Below are 15,924 nucleotides of genomic sequence, written 5' to 3'. Positions count from 1 at the left end.
GCCTCAGGCCACCTTCGGAGGAGTCCGCTTCCGCTTCGCCGGAGCGGGCCCTCCGTGGATCTCCGCCGCGATGGCCGCGAGCATCCGCGCCCCCGGGCTCTGGGGCGCGTACTCCCAGATGGTCTTCCCGTGGCTCTGCGCCTCGTCCACCTTGACGCTGTAGCCCAGCGGCGTGGCGGCGAGCGCGTCGGGGAAGTACGTCCGCAGGCGCTCCAGGATGGCCGTCGCCAGCGCCGTCTTGCGGTACAGCGTCGGCACCACCTTGTTGACGCGCAGGTCCGGCCGGCCCTCGGCCTCGCCCACCTGGCGCACCGTCTCCGCCAGCTCCGCGCACCCGTCCAGCGCCAGGTACGTGAGCGCCACCGGCACCACCACCTCCGTGGCCGCCACCAGGATGTTGCGCGTGGTGAGCCCCATGGACGGAGGCGCGTCGAACAGCACCACGTCGTAGCCCGCGGCCTCCGCCTCCCCCATCCGGTCCGCCAGCCGGTGCGCGCGCCGGGGGTCCTGCGCCACCATCACCGGGAAGTCCGCCATCTCCTTGTACGACGGCACCACGTCCAGCCCGGGCACGCCCGTGGGCCGCGCCACGGAGGCCAGCGACACGCCCGGGTCGGTGAGCAGGTGGAAGACGTTCGCGGGCAGCGTGCGCACGTCCAACCCCAGGGACTTGCCCGCGTGGCCCTGCGTGTCCAGGTCCATCAGCAGCACGCGGCGGCGCTTCTCCCGCGCGAGCCACGCGGCGGTGTTCACCGCGAGCGTCGTCTTGCAGGTGCCGCCCTTCTCGTTGATGAACGCGATGCGCCGCATGGCCCTGGAAGCGCCGGCGCTACTTCTTCTTCGAGGACGCGTTCGACACGAGCGTGTCCACCTTGCCCTCGACGGAGGCGAGCAGCCGCTCCAGGTCCTCCACCTTCGAGCGCAGCTGCTCCAGGTCCGCGGTGGACGGCAGGTTCATGGCCGACAGCGCCGTGCGCAGCGCGCTGTCCAGCGTCCCCTTCGCCGCGAGCGAGCGCGACACCAGCGACTGCACCGCCGCCACGAACTTCTCATTGGAGAGCAGCTGCTGCGCGAGCTTGCCCACGCGCTCCTCGCCCGACTCCACGAGCTTCTTCATCACCGGGTTGTTCTTGAGCATGGCTGGGAACCGTTCAGGCCCGCGGACGACGGACATGTCCGTCGGGGCAGGCGGGACGTCAGGAAAAAGACGCCGCACTCTGGGAGGGGGCGACGCGGCGTGTCAAGCAGGGCAACACTGGGAGTTTCACGTCGTGGACTCTCGTTGACTCTCCAGGGGGCCATCCCTACGGTTCGCGCGCCCTCTTATGGCCGGACTGCTCGACAAACGCCTGTGGATCGTCTCCGGCAAGGGGGGCGTGGGGAAGTCAACGGTCGCCGCCGCCCTGGCCCTGGCCTCGGTGCGCGCCGGACGCCGCACCCTGGTGTGTGAAGTGAACACCCAGGAGCGCGTCAGCCGCTTCCTGGAGCTGCCCGAAGCGGGCCCCGAGGTGAAGCGCCTGGAGGAGAACCTCTGGGCGGTGGACGTGCGCCCCCAGGAGTCCATGCGCGAGTACGGCCTGATGGTCCTGCGCTTCGAGACCCTCTACAAGACGGTCTTCGAGAACCGGCTGGTGCGCTACTTCCTGCGCTTCATCCCGTCGCTCCAGGAGCTGGTGCTGCTGGGGAAGATCCTCTTCCACCTGCAGGAGAAGCTGCCGGACGGCCGCTGGAAGTACGAGACGCTGGTGCTGGACGCGCCCGCCACCGGCCACGCCATCTCCTTCCTGAGCGTGCCGCAGGTGCTCCTGCAGACGGTGCCCCCGGGCCCCATGACGCGCGAAGCGCTGAAGATGCGCGACCTGCTGGTGGACCCCGCCGTCACCGCCGCGGTGCTGGTGGCGCTGCCGGAGGAGATGCCGGTCAACGAGGCGCTGGAGCTGCACGGCGCGCTGCGGGACCGGGTGCACATCCGCACGCACGCGGCGGTGCTCAACCAGGCCTTCCCGGCCCGCTTCACGGAAGCGGACCTGGAGGCGCTCGTGGACCACCCGGAGCTGCTCCGCGTGGCCCAGGCGCACCACGACCGGGCCTCGCAGGCGGTGCTCGCGGGCACGAAGCTGGAGCGCAACCTCCACGCGCCGGTGTACACGGTGCCCCGGCTGTTCGTGCCGCGGTTCGGACGGGACGCGGTGGAGACGGTGATGGGGCACCTGGATGCGTTGGTGACGGGAGGCACGGGAGCATGACGGCGCTGCAAGCGGCGCTCGCGAGCAAGCGCGTGCTCATCTGCGTGGGTTCCGGAGGGGTGGGCAAGACGACGGTGGCGGCGACGCTCGCGCTGAGGGCCGCGGTGGACGGCCGCCCCAGCATCGTGTGCACCATCGACCCGGCGAAGCGCCTGGCCAACGCGCTGGGCCTGTCCGGCCTGGGCAACGCGGAGGCGGAGGTCCACGCGTCGGTGCTGGAGCCGCTGGGCGTGAAGCCCAAGGCCTCCCTGCACGCGATGATGCTGGACATGAAGGCCACCTGGGACGACCTCATCACCCGCGTGGCCCCGCCCGAGCAGCGCGAGCGCATCTTCGCCAACCGCTTCTACCAGTCCCTCTCCACGGCCCTGGCGGGCAGCCAGGAATACATCGCCATGGAGAAGGTCTGGGACCTGCGCCGCAGCAGCGACTACGAGCTGGTGGTGCTGGACACGCCGCCCACCGCGCACGCGCTGGACTTCCTGGACGCGCCCAACCGGGTGTTGGACTTCCTGGACAACGAAGCGGCCAAGTGGCTCCTCACGCCCGCGCTGAAGGCGGGCAAGGTGGGCCTGAACCTCTTCAACCTGGGCGGCAGCTACGTGACGCGCGCGCTGTCGCGCTTCACCGGCACGGAGATGCTCCAGGAGCTGTCCTCCTTCATGCTGACGCTCTCCACCATGAACGAGGGCTTCCGCGAACGGGCGCGCGGCGTGCGCGGGCTCCTGGAGGACAAGACGACGGGGTTCGTGCTGGTGACGAGCCCCAACCCGGAGCGGCTGGACGAAGCCATCCACTTCCACAAGCTGCTCAAGCAGAACCGCATGGAGATGACGGCCATCGTGGTGAACCGCGTGCACGCGGTGCCCACCCCGGCCCAGTGGAGCGACGCGGCCACGCTGACGCCCACCCGGCGCGCGAAGGTGGAGGAGACGCTGCGCGAACTCCAGGTGCTGGCGCAGCAGGACCTGGAGGGCATGGCGCAGCTGCGCGCGGCCTGTCCGGGCACGCCCCTCATCCAGGTGCCCCGCTTCGGGCTGGACGTGCACGACCTCACCGCGCTGTGGGGCACCGGGCGCTACCTCCTGGGCGACGACGTCCTCGCCTGAGTGCCCTCCCCCACCCCGCGTGACACCCGCTGGCACCGGGCATTTCCGGCGCGTGGCCGCGTTGGTGCCGGGCGGACGGGCGACAGGCGCGCGGGATGCCTGACCGCATTAGACTGGAGACTGGCGCCCCCCGGAGGCCTTCGGGGGAAGCGGTCCGGGGAACCCGCCGGGTCTCCGGAGTGTCGATGCCGGAGCCACGCCGGGTGACGCCGGGGCTTTCCGGACGGGAGCAGGTGCATGGACGGCAGCAAGCGGATGGATGCGACCGGAAGCGCCCGGCGGTGGCTGTGGGTGGGCGTGCTGGGCCTGGGGCTGACGCTCACGGGCTGCCGCACCACGGGCTCGGCGGCGAAGCCCGACGCGACGGCGAACAAGCAGGTGGTGGAGTTCGACCCGGTGACGGTGACGGCGGACCTGGAGCTGGACCGCCTCAACGACGAGGAGCTCTTCGCGGGCGGCACCTCCGCCTTCGCCGCCAACGACTTCAAGCAGGCGGCGCGCTACTTCGGCCGGCTCGCGGACTTCCACCCGGACAGTCCGCACCGCCGGCAGGCCCTCTACAACGCGGGGCTCGCGCACCAGCGCCTCAAGGAGTGGGACGACGCCTACGCGCGCTTCGCCGAACTGGCGGAGCCGGAGAAGGGCCAGGGCGACGCGCTGGAGGCGTCGTTCCGTCTGGCGGAGACGCTCTACCATCTGGAGCGCTACGAGGACGCCACGAAGCTGCTGGCCACGCTGTCCGCGCGCGCGGACCTGCCCGCGGGCCGCCGCATCGAAGCGCAGGTGCAGCAGGGCATCTGTCAGGTGGAGGCGGGCCGCACCGACGACGCGGAGGCGACGCTGCGCAAGGCGCTGGCCGCGTATGACGCCCTGTCGGACAAGACGGAGGTGGAGGACTACTTCCCCGCGCAGGCGCACTTCTTCGTCGGGGAGATCTACCGGCTGCACTACGAGGCGGTGAAGCTGGAGGCCAGCCGGGGCAGCGACGGGCTGGCGCAGGACCTCAACTACAAGGCGGAGCTGCTCCTGTCCGCGCAGGGCCACTACCTGCGCTCCATCCGCGTGGGCAACGGCTACTGGGCCACCGCCGCCGGAGCGCAGATTGGCGCCCTCTACGAAAACCTCTACGAGCACATGGTGAGCTCGCCCACGCCCCCGGAGCTCAACGCGGAGGAGGCGGGGGTCTACCGCCAGGAGCTGCGCAAGAAGATCCGCGTGCTGCTCACCAAGTCCATCAACATCTACGAGCGCACCCTGGAGGCCGCCGAGCGCATCGGTTCGCAGAGCGCCTTCGTGGACCGCACGCGCCAGAGCCTGGAGAAGGTGAAGTCGCTGCTGCTCGCGGACGCGGAGACGGACGAGGCAGGAGTCTCCGTGCCCATGCCCGCCTCCAACGCGGGCGCGAAGCACCGCTGACGGGCCCCCGCTGGGCACGGGGCCACCGCCGGGCGTAGCCTTGCGCTCCACCGCCCATGGAACCGCTCTTCACGCCTGAACAGCTCGCCGACATCCACGCCTACCACCAGCCCTATTACATCCGGGCGGCGGTGGAGCCGCTGGTGCGCCTGACGCTGTTCGTGCTGCTGCTGGCCGTCTTCGTGCGGCCCTTCCACCGAGGGGCCGGGGCGGCGGCGGCGGCGCTGGAGCGCCGGTTCGGCTTCCTGCGCACGGCCCCGGTGAGCCGCGCGTTCTTCGGGGCGATGGACCGGCTGTGGGGTGAGCCCGGCTGGGGCGCCGCGCTGCTCTTCGCGCTCTTCATCGACCTGGCCACCCAGCTGCTCTACGCCCCCGCCAACGTGTACTTCTACTACGTGCTGGAGCACCGGCACGGCTTGTCCAACGACACGCCCGCCACCTTCGCGTGGACCTGGTTCAAGGGCGGCGTCGTGGGCGCCATCGCCCTCACCGCGCTCGTGGTGGGCCTGTACGGCCTGGCCCGCCGCGTGCGGCGCTGGTGGCTGGTGCTGGGCGTGCCGGTGGCGCTGCTGATGCTGGTGTCGTCCGCGCTGGACCCCTACCGCGCCCGCCTCTACTTCGACCAGGCGCCCCTGCCCGAGGGCCCGCTGCGCTCGCGCATCACCGCGCTGATGCGCCAGGCGGACATCTCCTTCTCCGACGTGGTGGTGGAGAAGACCTCCGTGACGTCCAAGCGCATCCAGGCGTACTTCGCCGGCCAGGGCCCCACGCGCACCATCGTCCTCAACGACGTCATCCTGCGCGAGCTCGCGGAGGACGAAATCCTGGCCGCGGTGGCGCACGAGGCGGGACACGTCAACGAGGCGCGCTGGCCCGGCCGCATCGCGTCCTCCGTGTCGGTGGTGGCGCTGCTCTTCCTCATCGACCAGTTGCTGCGCCTCTCCGCCCGCCGGGGCTGGTGGGGCGTCCAGCGCGTCGGCGACATCCGCACCCAGCCCCTGGTGTCGCTCGTGGTGTTCATCCTCATCACGCTCGTGGCCCCCGTGTCGGGAGCCCTCTCCCGCGAACGCGAGCGCGAGGCGGACCGCTACGGCCTGAACCTCACCGGCGACCCCGCGGCCTTCCGCCGCATGCTGGTGAAGGCCGCCCGGGTGAACAAGATGGACCCCGAGCCCCCCCGCTGGGTCGTGCTCAAGGGCATGAGCCATCCGCCCATCGGGGAACGGCTCGCCCAGCTCGACTCGCCCTGAACCGCTTCAAGAAGCCACCGGTGGATGGGCCCCTACTCCATTCCCCCTCGCCGTCCATCCCCATCCTCCGGTGGCCGCCCCCGGACCGCTCCCCAACTGTCCGGCGGCACATCCGTCTTGAAGCTTGAAACGTCGTCCCCTCTCTCCATATCGGGCGGCCCGCCACGTTCCTGACGGCGCCACGCCCGAAGCAGGGCCTCTACGTCGTCGGAGCCCCGTCCTTGAGCTTCTCCACCGCCACCAGCGTGATGGCCTTCACCAGCGCCCGCGCGCGGCGGCCCGCGGCCGTCTCCCCGTGGGGATCGACCTCCACCGCGTTGGCGATGTCCGTGAAGCCCTGCCGCTCCCCCCGGCGCAGGTGCAGCTCCCCCCGGCCCGTCAGCGCCACGGGGTTGCGCGGGTCGCCCGTCAGCGCGTGCGTGTACTCGGTGAGTGCGTCCTCCACCCGCCCGAGCTTCTGGTACACCGTGCCCAGCGCCGCGTGCGCCGCCGAGTCCTTCGGGTTCCCCTCCACGAGCCCCTCGAAGAGGATGCGCGCCTCCTCCAGCCGCCCCGCCGCCGCCAGGTCGCAGCCCACCTGCGCGATGGCCTTCGCCTCCTCGAAGGTCATCCCCTCCACCTCCGCCCAGGTCGTCTCCCCGCGAGCGAACGCCTTCAGCCTGCGCGCCGTTCCGGTCTCCATCCTCGGCGCCTCGCCGCCTTCGTGCTTGATGATGCGTCCCATGGCGGCCCTCACGCGCTGCGCAGGTTGGAGATGGCCGTCTTCGCCATCTCGTTGAACTTCGACGACATGTTGCTCATCAGGTCGAACATCGCCTTGCGCTTCTCCATCAGCGTCTGAAGCCGCAGCTCCAGCTCCTGCATGCTGGTGTCCAGCTTCGCGCCGCGCGCCTTGTCCGCGTCGCTGCTGCCCAGCGTGGCGCGCTCCTCGCGGGCGCTGGCCATCTCGTTCATCACGTCCAAGAGCTCCGCGTCGGTGTCCTCCGTGATGCCCATGAGCAGCGCCTGGACCTTCTGCTCGATGCTCATGTTCGGGTTGTCCACGATGTCCCGCGCCCGCGTGCCCCCCGCGCTCCGGCCGCTCGCGCTGGACGACGAACCGCCCGGCAGCTTCGCCACCGCCGCCAGCTCCGCGCTCAGGTCCTGCCGGCTGGCGACGCCATCCCGGCCCCCGCTGCCCGCCGCCATCTCCAGGCGGCTGAAGTACTCCGGGTTGTCCTTGAAGAACTGCGCGGCGCGCTTGAGCGTGGGCGACGCGGCGGGGCTGTTCAGCACCGCCTCGAAGTTCGCCATCGCCAGCTTGCCGTCCTTCGTCCCCACCGCCGTGTCGAAGGTGTCCCAGTTCTGCTCCAGCACCCGGAGCGCGTCGCGGTAGCCCGCGAAATTCGGATCCAACGCCCCTGTGCTCCCGGTGCTCCCTCCGCTCCCCGGGCGCCCCGTCCCTTCAGCGCCGGGGCCGGGCCGGCCCGACGCGCCGTCCGTGCCGCCGCCCGGCCGTCCCGCGCCGCTCCCCGGGCGCCCCGCCCCGCTGCCCGGCACGGGCCCGGAGCCCCCGCCCTTGGACGGAGGCGCGCAGTCCGACGGCTGCGGGCCACCGTCCGACGGCGTGGGAGCCGGACGGCCCGGCCGCTCCGGGCGCCCGTACTTCGCGAACTCCGCGGACAGCCGCTGGGACTCCTGCTGGAGGCTCCGCAGGTCGAGGCGGTCGTCGTTGAAGTTCAGCATCGGCATGCCGAGCAGCGTCTTCTTCGCCGTGTCCACCTGTTCGAAGAAGCCCCGGTTCTCCACGAGGAACTTCGCCGCCTCCCGGAGCGACGGAGACACCTGCGGGTCCTGCGCGATGCGCTGGAGGTCGCCGTGCGACAGCGTGCCGTCCTTCCTGCCGTCCAGCAGGTCCAGGTAGCCGAAGTTCGCCTCCAGCGTGCGCAGCGCATCCGAGTAGTCCAGGAGCTTCGGATCCAACGGGCTGCGGCTCCCGGACGGGCCCTGCGTCCGGGAGTCCTCCGTCCGCGCGGCCGTCGCGTAGCCCGCCCCCGCCTTCGCCGCGTCCCGAGGCGCGCAGTACTCCGTCTTCGCGGAGGGGTTCTTCTTCAGCTCATCCGCGACGCCCAGCGCGCCACTGGCCGCCATCATCACGTTGCCGGTCATCACCCCCGCGGCCGTCTTGATGGATTGGGTCAGCACCGGAGGAAGACCCAGGGCGTTCCCCCCCAGGTCCACCACGGCGGCCATCGGGCCGCCGAGCAGATTGGCCACGCCTTTGAGGATGTCGAGCATCGAAACTCCCGCGCGACGGGTTGAAGTGGGTGCTGCCGGAAGGTGCCGCGCGCTGTCTCTTCGGACGGGACGGGGCATTGCAGCGGCGATGCCGGGCACGCGCACGCACGCGCCGAGTCGAATCCAGGGGTTGCGGGAAGGGGCGGCGCGGCGGCGTCCCTGGAGGTGGACGGGGCGGTCCAGGGCGGAGGATTGCGGCTAGAGTCCCGCGCCCATGCGTACCTTCGGGCTCGACTACGGCACCAAGACCATCGGGGTGGCCGTCTCGGATGGACTGGGGCTCACCGCCCAGACCGTCACCACCGTGCGGCGCGCGTCGCTCAAGGCGGACCTGGCGGAGCTGTCCCGGCTCGTGAAGGAGCACGAGGTGACGCGCTTCGTCCTCGGCCTGCCGCTCAACATGAACGGCTCGGAGGGGCCTCGCGCGGAGGCCACCCGCAAGTTCGCGGAGGTGCTGGAAAGCGCTCTGGGGCTGCCCGTGGAGCTGTGGGACGAGCGGCTGTCCACCGTGGCCGCCCAGCGCACCCTGCTGGAGGCGGACGTCCGCCGCGAGAAGCGGCGCGAGGTCATTGATCAGCTCGCCGCGCAGTTCATCCTGCAAGGCTGGCTGGACGCGCACCGCCCCGCAGACGACGGCTACGACCCGGACGACTACGACCCGGAGGCCTGAGCGTCACAGGCCCTGGACGCCCCGCCACCGCTACGGCTGGCGGCGGTACACGTGCAGCGGCGCGGAGAAGCCGTCCTGCTCCTGATACGCCACGCCGTCGAGCGTCAGCGTCCGCCCCTCCAGCGTCACGCCCGGGTCCTTCACCAGCTTGCCCTGGTCGAAGCGCACCAGCACGTCCGGCCGCGCGTCCTGCATGCGCTGGCGGAAGGTGTCCCACCGCACGCGCGCCATGCGCATCTCCGGCAGCCCGGAGAAGAAGGCCACCTGCAGGTCCATGTAGCGCGGGTCGTCGTCGATGGCCGCCGCGCCGCCCCGGGACGCCACCTCCTCCTTGAGGAAGCGCGCCACCTGCATCACCGCCACCGGGTTGGTGGACGTGGGGCTCACCGGGCGCAGCGAGTCGTGCAGGCCGCCCTCGGTGCGGAACGTGTAGATGCCCAGCGCCACCGGCATCACCATCGCCAGCACCGCGCTCACGCCCACCACCAGGCGCCGCGCGAGCACGCCCCGGCTCCCCACCACCGCCGCGAAGCCCGGCGCCAGGAACACGGGCAGCAGCACCAGCTGCGTCACCGTGAAGCGGGCCAGGGGCACGAAGCTCAGCAGCACCGCCGCGCGGAAGGTGAAGTACAGCGCGGGCACCACCGCCATCACCACCAGCCAGCGCGTCTCCGGGTGCTGCTTCCACGCCTTCACCATGCCCCACCCGCCCAGCAGGGCCACGCCGGGCGTCAGCGTGAAGAGCGCCACCGCGGGCCAGAACCCCAGCTGCTGCAGCCGCCAGCCCAGCGGCCCTCCCGCCCCGCCGGAGTCCACCACCCACTGCTGGTGGAAGGCGTCCACCGCCTTGATGGGGAAGAACGGATCACCGTGCGCCAGCTCGTTGCCCTGCATCCACAGCAGCGGGAACGGCAGACACACCAGCCCGAAGCCCACCGCGCGCGTCAGCGAAGCCACCCGGTCCTCGCTGCTGAACACCAGCGCCACCGTCAGCAGCGGGATGTACATCCACGCGTCGTAGCGCAGCGCGCACGCGAAGTTGAGCAGCACCGCGCCCCAGAACAGCGGCTGGAAGCGGTTCTCCTCCACCCCTTCCGCGACCAACGCGAACACGCACAGCATGAAGAAGAGCGACACCGCCTCGCTGCCCGCGGTGGTGGAGAACTGCAGGTGCATGCCCCAGGCGCTGAAGGCCAGCCCCGCGGCCACGCCCGCACGCCAACCGAACAGCCGCCGCGTCAGCGCGAACAGCGGCACCACCGACAGCACGCCGAACACCAGGCTCACCAGCCGGCCCGCCACGTCGCGCTCGAACACCGACAGCACCGCGCCCACCAGGTACAGGTGCAGGGGGCCGAACTGGAACGTCCCATCCTTGTACGACGTGATGACGTGCGGGTCCGCCAGCCACCGCTCCGCCAGCTCCGTGCGCACCACCGCGTCGCCAAACAGGTTCTCGTTGAGGAAGAACACCCCCATCCGGGGGAGCAGCGCCGCCACCAGCAAGAGGCCCACCAACCACCGGGTGGACGGCTCGGGCTGGGGCGCCGGGACGGCCGACAGGCCGGGCACGGCGGGGGTGGGGGCAGCGGCGGCGGGACTCGAGGCGGGAACCATGGCGCGCGCGAGGATACGCAGGCAGGCCTCAAAGCCAAGCCGGCGCACCTCCCACCTGGCTGATGCCCGCCCGCCTGCCGCCGCCCCTCCACACGAAACACTTCCCCGAGCAGCGTGGGATTCGCGCCGTTACGGACCCTTCTGGACGGGGCGGAACCGGTGCGCCGGCCGTCACGCCGACATGTGGAGCGGACACGGACGCCGCCCCACAGGGGGGCACGCCTGTCCGGGGTGTTCTCCAGCGGGGACCAAGCGTCGGGAAGTGCGCGCTTGGGAGAGGTGGGACCCGACACATCGCACCGGGGGGGCTCCTCCCGTGGCACGTCCGGGTCCTTATAATCGAAGTGCCTTTTCACCCCGTGAAGGAGGGCAGCTCCCCTCCGACACGAGCTGACGCGCGGTCCCACTCCGCGGCGGGGTCCCGAAGGGGCGGAAGCTTCGCGATTGTCGTCGCCTGGGACCTCTTCGGAGTGGGTGTGGAATGGCCTTCCAGCCCTCCAGGTTCACCATGCTGGCCGCCCCGGATGGATGCGACCGTTCGCGTCCCCCAGGAGGCTACGAGGGAGAGACATGAAGGACGCTGAGAAGGGCTCGTGGGTCTCCAGAATCGCCGCGTTCCAGGATGTAAAGACCTACGCGGAACTCAACTGGGAGGGCTCTTTCGAGGACTACCTCGAAATCGTCCGGAAGAATCCGAAGGTCACCCGCACGGCCTTCCAGAGGATCTACGACATGATCCTCAGCCACGGAAAGTCGGAGTACATCGACAACAAGAAGAAGCTCACCCGCTACCACTTCTTCAGCGATGAGCGCTTCGGCGGCCGGGACGCCATCTTCGGCCTGGACGTGCCGCTGATGAAGCTGGTGAACGTCTTCAAGTCCGCGGCCCAGGGCTACGGGACGGAGAAGCGCGTCATCCTCCTGCACGGCCCCGTGGGCTCGTCCAAGTCCACCATCGCCCGCCTGCTCAAGAAGGGCATGGAGGAGTACTCCAAGACCGCCGAGGGCGCCGCCTACACGTTCTCCTGGCTCACCGACAAGAAGCAGCCTGACGGCTCGGTGACGAAGGAGAAGATGAAGTGCCCGATGAACGAGGAGCCCCTCAACCTCGTCCCGCGCGAGTGGCGTCAGAAGGTCTTCTCCGAGCTCTCCCCGCCGGAGACCGGCTACACCATCCCGGACGGCTGCGAGCTGTGCCCCGCCTGCCGCTTCGTCTTCAAGGAGCTGATGACCCAGTACGGCGGCGACTTCGCCAAGGTCATGGGCCACGTGCACGTCAACCGGCTCATCTTCAGCGAGAAGGACCGCGTCGGCATTGGCACGTTCCAGCCGAAGGATGAGAAGAACCAGGACTCCACCGAGCTCACCGGCGACATCAACTACCGGAAGATCGCCGAGTACGGCTCCGACTCCGACCCGCGCGCCTTCAACTTCGACGGCGAGTTCAACATCGCCAACCGCGGCGTCATCGAGTTCGTCGAGGTGCTCAAGCTGGACGTCGCGTTCCTCTACGACCTGCTCGGCGCGTCGCAGGAGCACAAGATCAAGCCGAAGAAGTTCCCTCAGACAGACATCGACGAGGTCATCATCGGGCACACCAACGAGCCCGAGTACAAGAAGCTCGAGAACAACGAGTTCATGGAGGCCTTGCGCGACCGTACGGTGAAGATTGACATCCCGTACATCACCAAGCTCGCGGAAGAGGTGAAGATCTACGAGAAGGACTTCAACTCCCGCGCCATCAAGGGCAAGCACATCGCGCCGCACACGCTGGAGATGGCCGCCATGTGGGCCGTCCTCACGCGCCTGGAGGAGCCCAAGAAGCACAACCTGTCGCTCCTGCAGAAGCTCAAGCTCTACAACGGGAAGACGCTGCCCAACTTCACCGAGGACAACATCAAGGAGCTGCGCAAGGAGAGCGTGCGCGAGGGCCTGGAGGGCATCAGCGCCCGCTACATCCAGGATAAAATCTCCAACGCCCTGGTGAGCGACAAGGGCGAGGGCTGCATCAACCCCTTCATGGTGCTCAACGAGCTGGAAGCCGGCTTGAAGACGCACTCCCTCATCAACACCGAGGACGCGCGCAAGCGCATGAAGGAGCTGCTCACCACGGTGAAGCAGGAGTACGAGGACATCGTCAAGAACGAGGTCCAGCGCGCCATCAGCGCCGACGAGGACGCCATCGGCAAGCTGTGCGGCAACTACATCGACAACATCAAGGCCTTCACCCAGAAGGAGAAGGTCCGCAACAAGTACACCGGCATCTACGAGGTCCCGGACGAGCGCCTGATGCGCTCCATTGAAGAGAAGATCGACATCCCGGAGAGCCGCAAGGACGACTTCCGCGGGGAGATCATGAACTACATCGGCGCGCTCGCCGTGGAGGGCAAGACCTTCAACTACCGGACCAACGAGCGGCTGCACAAGGCGCTGGAGCTGAAGCTGTTCGAGGACCAGAAGGACAGCATCAAGCTCAAGAACCTGGTGTCGTCCGTCGTGGACAAGGAGACCCAGGAGAAGATCGACCTGGTGAAGGACCGGATGATGAAGAACTCCGGGTACTGCGAGATCTGCTCCACGGACGTGCTGAACTTCGTGGCCAGCATCTTCGCCCGCGGTGACGCCAAGGAGTAACGCCAGCGCTCAGTCCAGGAGGGACGTGACACCGTGACCTTGAAGATCCACCAGGACCACTCCCGCTTCAAACAGATCGTCCGCGGGAAGATCAAAGCCAACCTGCGCAAGTACGTGCAGAAGGGCGAGATGCTCGGGAAGAAGGGCAAGGATGCCATCAGCATCCCCATCCCCTTCATCGACATTCCGCGCTTCAAGTACGGCCACAAGGAGCAGGGCGGCGTCGGACAGGGAGAGGGCGAGGTCGGCCAGCAGCTCGGCCCCGGGGCGGTGGAGCCCGGGGACGGGCATCAGGCCGGCCAGGGCGAGGGAGACCACGCCCTGGAGGTGGACGTCACCCTGGAGGAGCTGGCGCAGATATTGGGCGAGGAGCTCCAGCTGCCGCGCATCGAGCGGCGGCAGAACGAGCGCATCGTCACGCAGAAGGTGAAGTACACGGGCGTCAACACCACGGGCCCGGAGTCCCTGCGCCACTTCAAGCGCACCTTCAAGCAGGCCCTGAAGCGGCAGATCGCCACCGGCACCTACGACCCGAAGATGCCGGTCATCATCCCCACGCGCGAGGACCGGCGCTACCGCAGCTACAAGCTCCAGGAGCTGCCAGAGACCAACGCGGTCATCATCTACATGATGGACGTGTCAGGTTCGATGGGGGACGAGCAGAAGGAGATCGTCCGCGTGGAGAGCTTCTGGCTCGATACGTGGCTCAAGCACCAGTACAAGGGGTTGGAGTCGCGCTACATCATCCACGACGCGGTGGCGCGCGAGGTGGACCGCGACACGTTCTTCCACACCCGCGAGTCCGGCGGGACGATGATCTCCAGCGCGTACAAGCTGTGCCGGGACATCATCCAGGCGGACTACCCGAAGAGCGCGTGGAACATCTACCCGTTCCACTTCAGCGACGGGGACAACTGGAGCGCGGACGACACGCGCCAGTGCATCGACATGCTCCGCAACGACATCCTCCCCCAGGTGAACCAGTTCGCCTACGGGCAGGTGGAGTCCCCCTACGGCAGCGGGCAGTTCATCAAGGACCTGCGCGAGGCGGTGGGTGACACGACCAACGTCGCGCTGAGCGAGATCGCGGACAAGGACGCCATCTACGCCTCCATCAAGGACTTCCTCGGCAAGGGGCGCTGAAGCGTCCGCCCATCCCCAACCGGAGCACCCGCCCGATGCCCAAGAGCCTGACGCCCCGCCTCGCCGCGCTGCGGGATGAAATCCACGGCTACGCCAAGGAGTTCGGCCTGGATTTCTTCGACACCGTCTTCGAGATGGTGAGCTACGACGAGATGAACATGGTGGCCGCCTACGGCGGCTTCCCCACCCGCTATCCCCACTGGCGCTGGGGCATGGAGTACGAGCAGCTGGCGAAGGGGTACGAGTACGGGCTGAGCAAGATCTACGAGCTCGTCATCAACAACGACCCCTGTTACGCGTACTTGATGGAGAGCAACCCGGAGGTGGACCAGAAGCTGGTGATGGCCCACGTCTACGGTCACTGCGACTTCTTCAAGAACAACTTCTCCTTCCGGCACACCAACCGCCGGATGATCGACGACATGGCCAACCACGCCACCCGCGTCCGGCGGTGGGTGGACAAGATTGGCGTGGAGAAGGTGGAGGACTTCATCGACCGGACGCTGTCCCTGGAGAACCTCATCGACCAGCACGCGCCGCACATCCGGCGCAACCCGGACCCGCAGCGCGCGGAGGAGGAGTCCAAGTCCAACGAGCGCGTGGAGGGCTTCAAGGTGAACCGCGAGTACATGCGCGGCTTCATCAACCCGTCGGAGTTCATGGACTCGCAGAGGAAGCGCGCGGAGGACGAAAAGCAGCAGCGCAAGCGCTTCCCGGAGCGCCCGCAGCGCGACGTCCTCTACTTCCTCCTGGAGCACGCGCCGCTGGAGCCGTGGGAGGTGGACATCCTCTCCATCCTGCGCGACGAGGCGTACTACTTCGCGCCGCAAGGCCAGACGAAGATCATGAACGAGGGGTGGGCCAGCTACTGGCACTCCACCATCATGACCCGCCGGGCGCTGCGGGATGATGAGATCATCGACTACGCGGACCACCACTCCGGCACCATGGGCGTGCGCCCCGGCGCCATCAACCCGTACAAGCTGGGCATCGAGCTGTGGCGGGACATCGAGGACCGGTGGAACAAGGGCAAGTTCGGCAAGGAATGGGACGAGTGCGACGACCTCCGCGCGCGCCAGGCCTGGGACAAGAAGCTGGGCGCGGGGCGTGAGAAGATCTTCGAGGTCCGCAAGCACTACAACGACATCACCTTCATCGACACGTTCCTCACCGCCGAGTTCGCCCAGCAGCAGAAGCTCTTCGTCTACGGCTTCAACGACAAGCGCAACTCGTGGGAGATCCTCGACCGCGAGTTCCGCAAGGTGAAGAACAAGCTGCTCACGTCGCTCACCAACTTCGGCCAGCCCATCATCGAAGTGGTGGACGGCAACTTCGAGAACCGCTCGGAGCTGCTGCTCGCGCACAAGCACGACGGGCAGGACCTGAAGGGCGACTACGCGCGGGAGACCCTGCGCAACCTCCAGTCCCTCTGGCGCCGGCCGGTGAACATCATCACCCGCTACGACGGCAAGGGGAGCCTGCTGCGCTACGACGGGCAGCACCACTCGGAAAAGAAAGTGGAGCTGTAAGGCCCCCGGGCCCCTGGGCCGGGCGGGAGCAGG

At 68.9% G+C, this 15,924-nt stretch carries 13 protein-coding genes; 8 read left to right on the top strand and 5 right to left on the bottom strand.

What is annotated here, in order from left to right:
- Positions 1-3: 3 nt before the first annotated feature.
- Positions 4-810, bottom strand: a complete 807-nt coding sequence (locus GTY96_RS21260; protein ID WP_143900195.1) for a ParA family protein — start codon at positions 808-810, stop codon at positions 4-6.
- A 19-nt stretch (positions 811-829) separates the two neighbouring features.
- The gene (locus GTY96_RS21255; protein ID WP_143900197.1) at positions 830-1,138 is read right to left on the bottom strand and encodes a hypothetical protein; all 309 of its coding nucleotides are present in this window, start codon (positions 1,136-1,138) and stop codon (positions 830-832) included.
- A 187-nt stretch (positions 1,139-1,325) separates the two neighbouring features.
- Here GTY96_RS21255 and GTY96_RS21250 point away from each other — a divergent pair, with 187 nt between their 5' ends.
- The 4 genes from GTY96_RS21250 to GTY96_RS21235 all read left to right on the top strand — a co-directional run bounded on the left by GTY96_RS21250 (position 1,326) and on the right by GTY96_RS21235 (position 6,021).
- Positions 1,326-2,246, top strand: a complete 921-nt coding sequence (locus GTY96_RS21250) for an ArsA family ATPase (RefSeq protein ID WP_143900199.1) — start codon at positions 1,326-1,328, stop codon at positions 2,244-2,246.
- Positions 2,243-3,355, top strand: a complete 1,113-nt coding sequence (locus GTY96_RS21245) for an ArsA family ATPase (RefSeq protein ID WP_161665622.1) — start codon at positions 2,243-2,245, stop codon at positions 3,353-3,355. The genes GTY96_RS21250 and GTY96_RS21245 overlap by 4 nt, the downstream gene beginning before the upstream one ends.
- A 237-nt stretch (positions 3,356-3,592) precedes the next feature.
- Positions 3,593-4,771 (top strand): tetratricopeptide repeat protein, encoded by a 1,179-nt coding sequence (locus GTY96_RS21240; protein ID WP_161665621.1) that lies wholly within the window; start codon positions 3,593-3,595, stop codon positions 4,769-4,771.
- A 56-nt stretch (positions 4,772-4,827) separates the two neighbouring features.
- Positions 4,828-6,021: a M48 family metalloprotease gene (locus GTY96_RS21235; RefSeq protein WP_161665620.1), complete on the top strand. Its 1,194-nt coding sequence runs from the start codon at positions 4,828-4,830 to the stop codon at positions 6,019-6,021.
- Between the two features lie 199 nt (positions 6,022-6,220).
- Here the strand turns inward: GTY96_RS21235 and GTY96_RS21230 are convergent, their stop codons facing one another.
- Together GTY96_RS21230 and GTY96_RS21225 are read right to left on the bottom strand one after the other, a co-directional pair.
- A complete protein-coding gene (locus tag GTY96_RS21230) occupies positions 6,221-6,745 on the bottom strand; it encodes a tetratricopeptide repeat protein (protein ID WP_143900207.1) in 525 nt (174 codons plus the stop codon).
- Between the two features lie 8 nt (positions 6,746-6,753).
- A complete protein-coding gene (locus tag GTY96_RS21225) occupies positions 6,754-8,298 on the bottom strand; it encodes a hypothetical protein (RefSeq protein ID WP_143900209.1) in 1,545 nt (514 codons plus the stop codon).
- Between the two features lie 214 nt (positions 8,299-8,512).
- On the opposite strand from GTY96_RS21225, the gene ruvX reads away from it, so the two are divergent.
- On the top strand, positions 8,513-8,968 hold the full coding sequence (ruvX, locus tag GTY96_RS21220) for a Holliday junction resolvase RuvX (protein WP_143900211.1): 456 nt from the start codon (positions 8,513-8,515) through the stop codon (positions 8,966-8,968).
- Positions 8,969-8,998: 30 nt separating this feature from the next.
- On the opposite strand, the gene GTY96_RS21215 is transcribed toward ruvX, so the two are convergent.
- A complete protein-coding gene (locus GTY96_RS21215; RefSeq protein ID WP_201756263.1) occupies positions 8,999-10,585 on the bottom strand; it encodes an ArnT family glycosyltransferase in 1,587 nt (528 codons plus the stop codon).
- A 570-nt stretch (positions 10,586-11,155) separates the two neighbouring features.
- Between GTY96_RS21215 and GTY96_RS21210 the strand changes: the two genes are divergently transcribed.
- The 3 genes from GTY96_RS21210 to GTY96_RS21200 are packed head-to-tail and all read left to right on the top strand — an operon-like array spanning position 11,156 to position 15,891.
- Complete coding sequence (locus GTY96_RS21210; protein ID WP_143900215.1) at positions 11,156-13,219, top strand: PrkA family serine protein kinase; 2,064 nt, start codon at positions 11,156-11,158, stop codon at positions 13,217-13,219.
- Between the two features lie 33 nt (positions 13,220-13,252).
- Positions 13,253-14,362: a DUF444 family protein gene (locus GTY96_RS21205; protein WP_143900217.1), complete on the top strand. Its 1,110-nt coding sequence runs from the start codon at positions 13,253-13,255 to the stop codon at positions 14,360-14,362.
- A 35-nt stretch (positions 14,363-14,397) separates the two neighbouring features.
- Positions 14,398-15,891, top strand: coding sequence for a SpoVR family protein (locus GTY96_RS21200; protein ID WP_143900219.1), 1,494 nt, complete (start codon positions 14,398-14,400; stop codon positions 15,889-15,891).
- Positions 15,892-15,924 lie beyond the last annotated feature (33 nt).

The sequence above is a fragment of the Corallococcus silvisoli genome (assembly GCF_009909145.1).
GTDB classification, from domain to species: Bacteria; Myxococcota; Myxococcia; order Myxococcales; family Myxococcaceae; genus Corallococcus; species Corallococcus silvisoli.
This window is presented reverse-complemented; position numbering and strand designations above follow the sequence as displayed.

Bases quoted from the DNA above. Each gene is read 5' to 3' on its own strand.
- GTY96_RS21260 (WP_143900195.1), bottom strand. From the start codon at position 810: ATGCGGCGCATCGCGTTCATCAACGAGAAGGGCGGCACCTGCAAGACG.
- GTY96_RS21255 (WP_143900197.1), bottom strand. From the start codon at position 1,138: ATGCTCAAGAACAACCCGGTGATGAAGAAGCTCGTGGAGTCGGGCGAG.
- GTY96_RS21250 (WP_143900199.1), top strand. From the start codon at position 1,326: ATGGCCGGACTGCTCGACAAACGCCTGTGGATCGTCTCCGGCAAGGGG.
- GTY96_RS21245 (WP_161665622.1), top strand. From the start codon at position 2,243: ATGACGGCGCTGCAAGCGGCGCTCGCGAGCAAGCGCGTGCTCATCTGC.
- GTY96_RS21240 (WP_161665621.1), top strand. From the start codon at position 3,593: ATGGACGGCAGCAAGCGGATGGATGCGACCGGAAGCGCCCGGCGGTGG.
- GTY96_RS21235 (WP_161665620.1), top strand. From the start codon at position 4,828: ATGGAACCGCTCTTCACGCCTGAACAGCTCGCCGACATCCACGCCTAC.
- GTY96_RS21230 (WP_143900207.1), bottom strand. From the start codon at position 6,745: ATGGGACGCATCATCAAGCACGAAGGCGGCGAGGCGCCGAGGATGGAG.
- GTY96_RS21225 (WP_143900209.1), bottom strand. From the start codon at position 8,298: ATGCTCGACATCCTCAAAGGCGTGGCCAATCTGCTCGGCGGCCCGATG.
- ruvX (WP_143900211.1), top strand. From the start codon at position 8,513: ATGCGTACCTTCGGGCTCGACTACGGCACCAAGACCATCGGGGTGGCC.
- GTY96_RS21215 (WP_201756263.1), bottom strand. From the start codon at position 10,585: ATGGTTCCCGCCTCGAGTCCCGCCGCCGCTGCCCCCACCCCCGCCGTG.
- GTY96_RS21210 (WP_143900215.1), top strand. From the start codon at position 11,156: ATGAAGGACGCTGAGAAGGGCTCGTGGGTCTCCAGAATCGCCGCGTTC.
- GTY96_RS21200 (WP_143900219.1), top strand. From the start codon at position 14,398: ATGCCCAAGAGCCTGACGCCCCGCCTCGCCGCGCTGCGGGATGAAATC.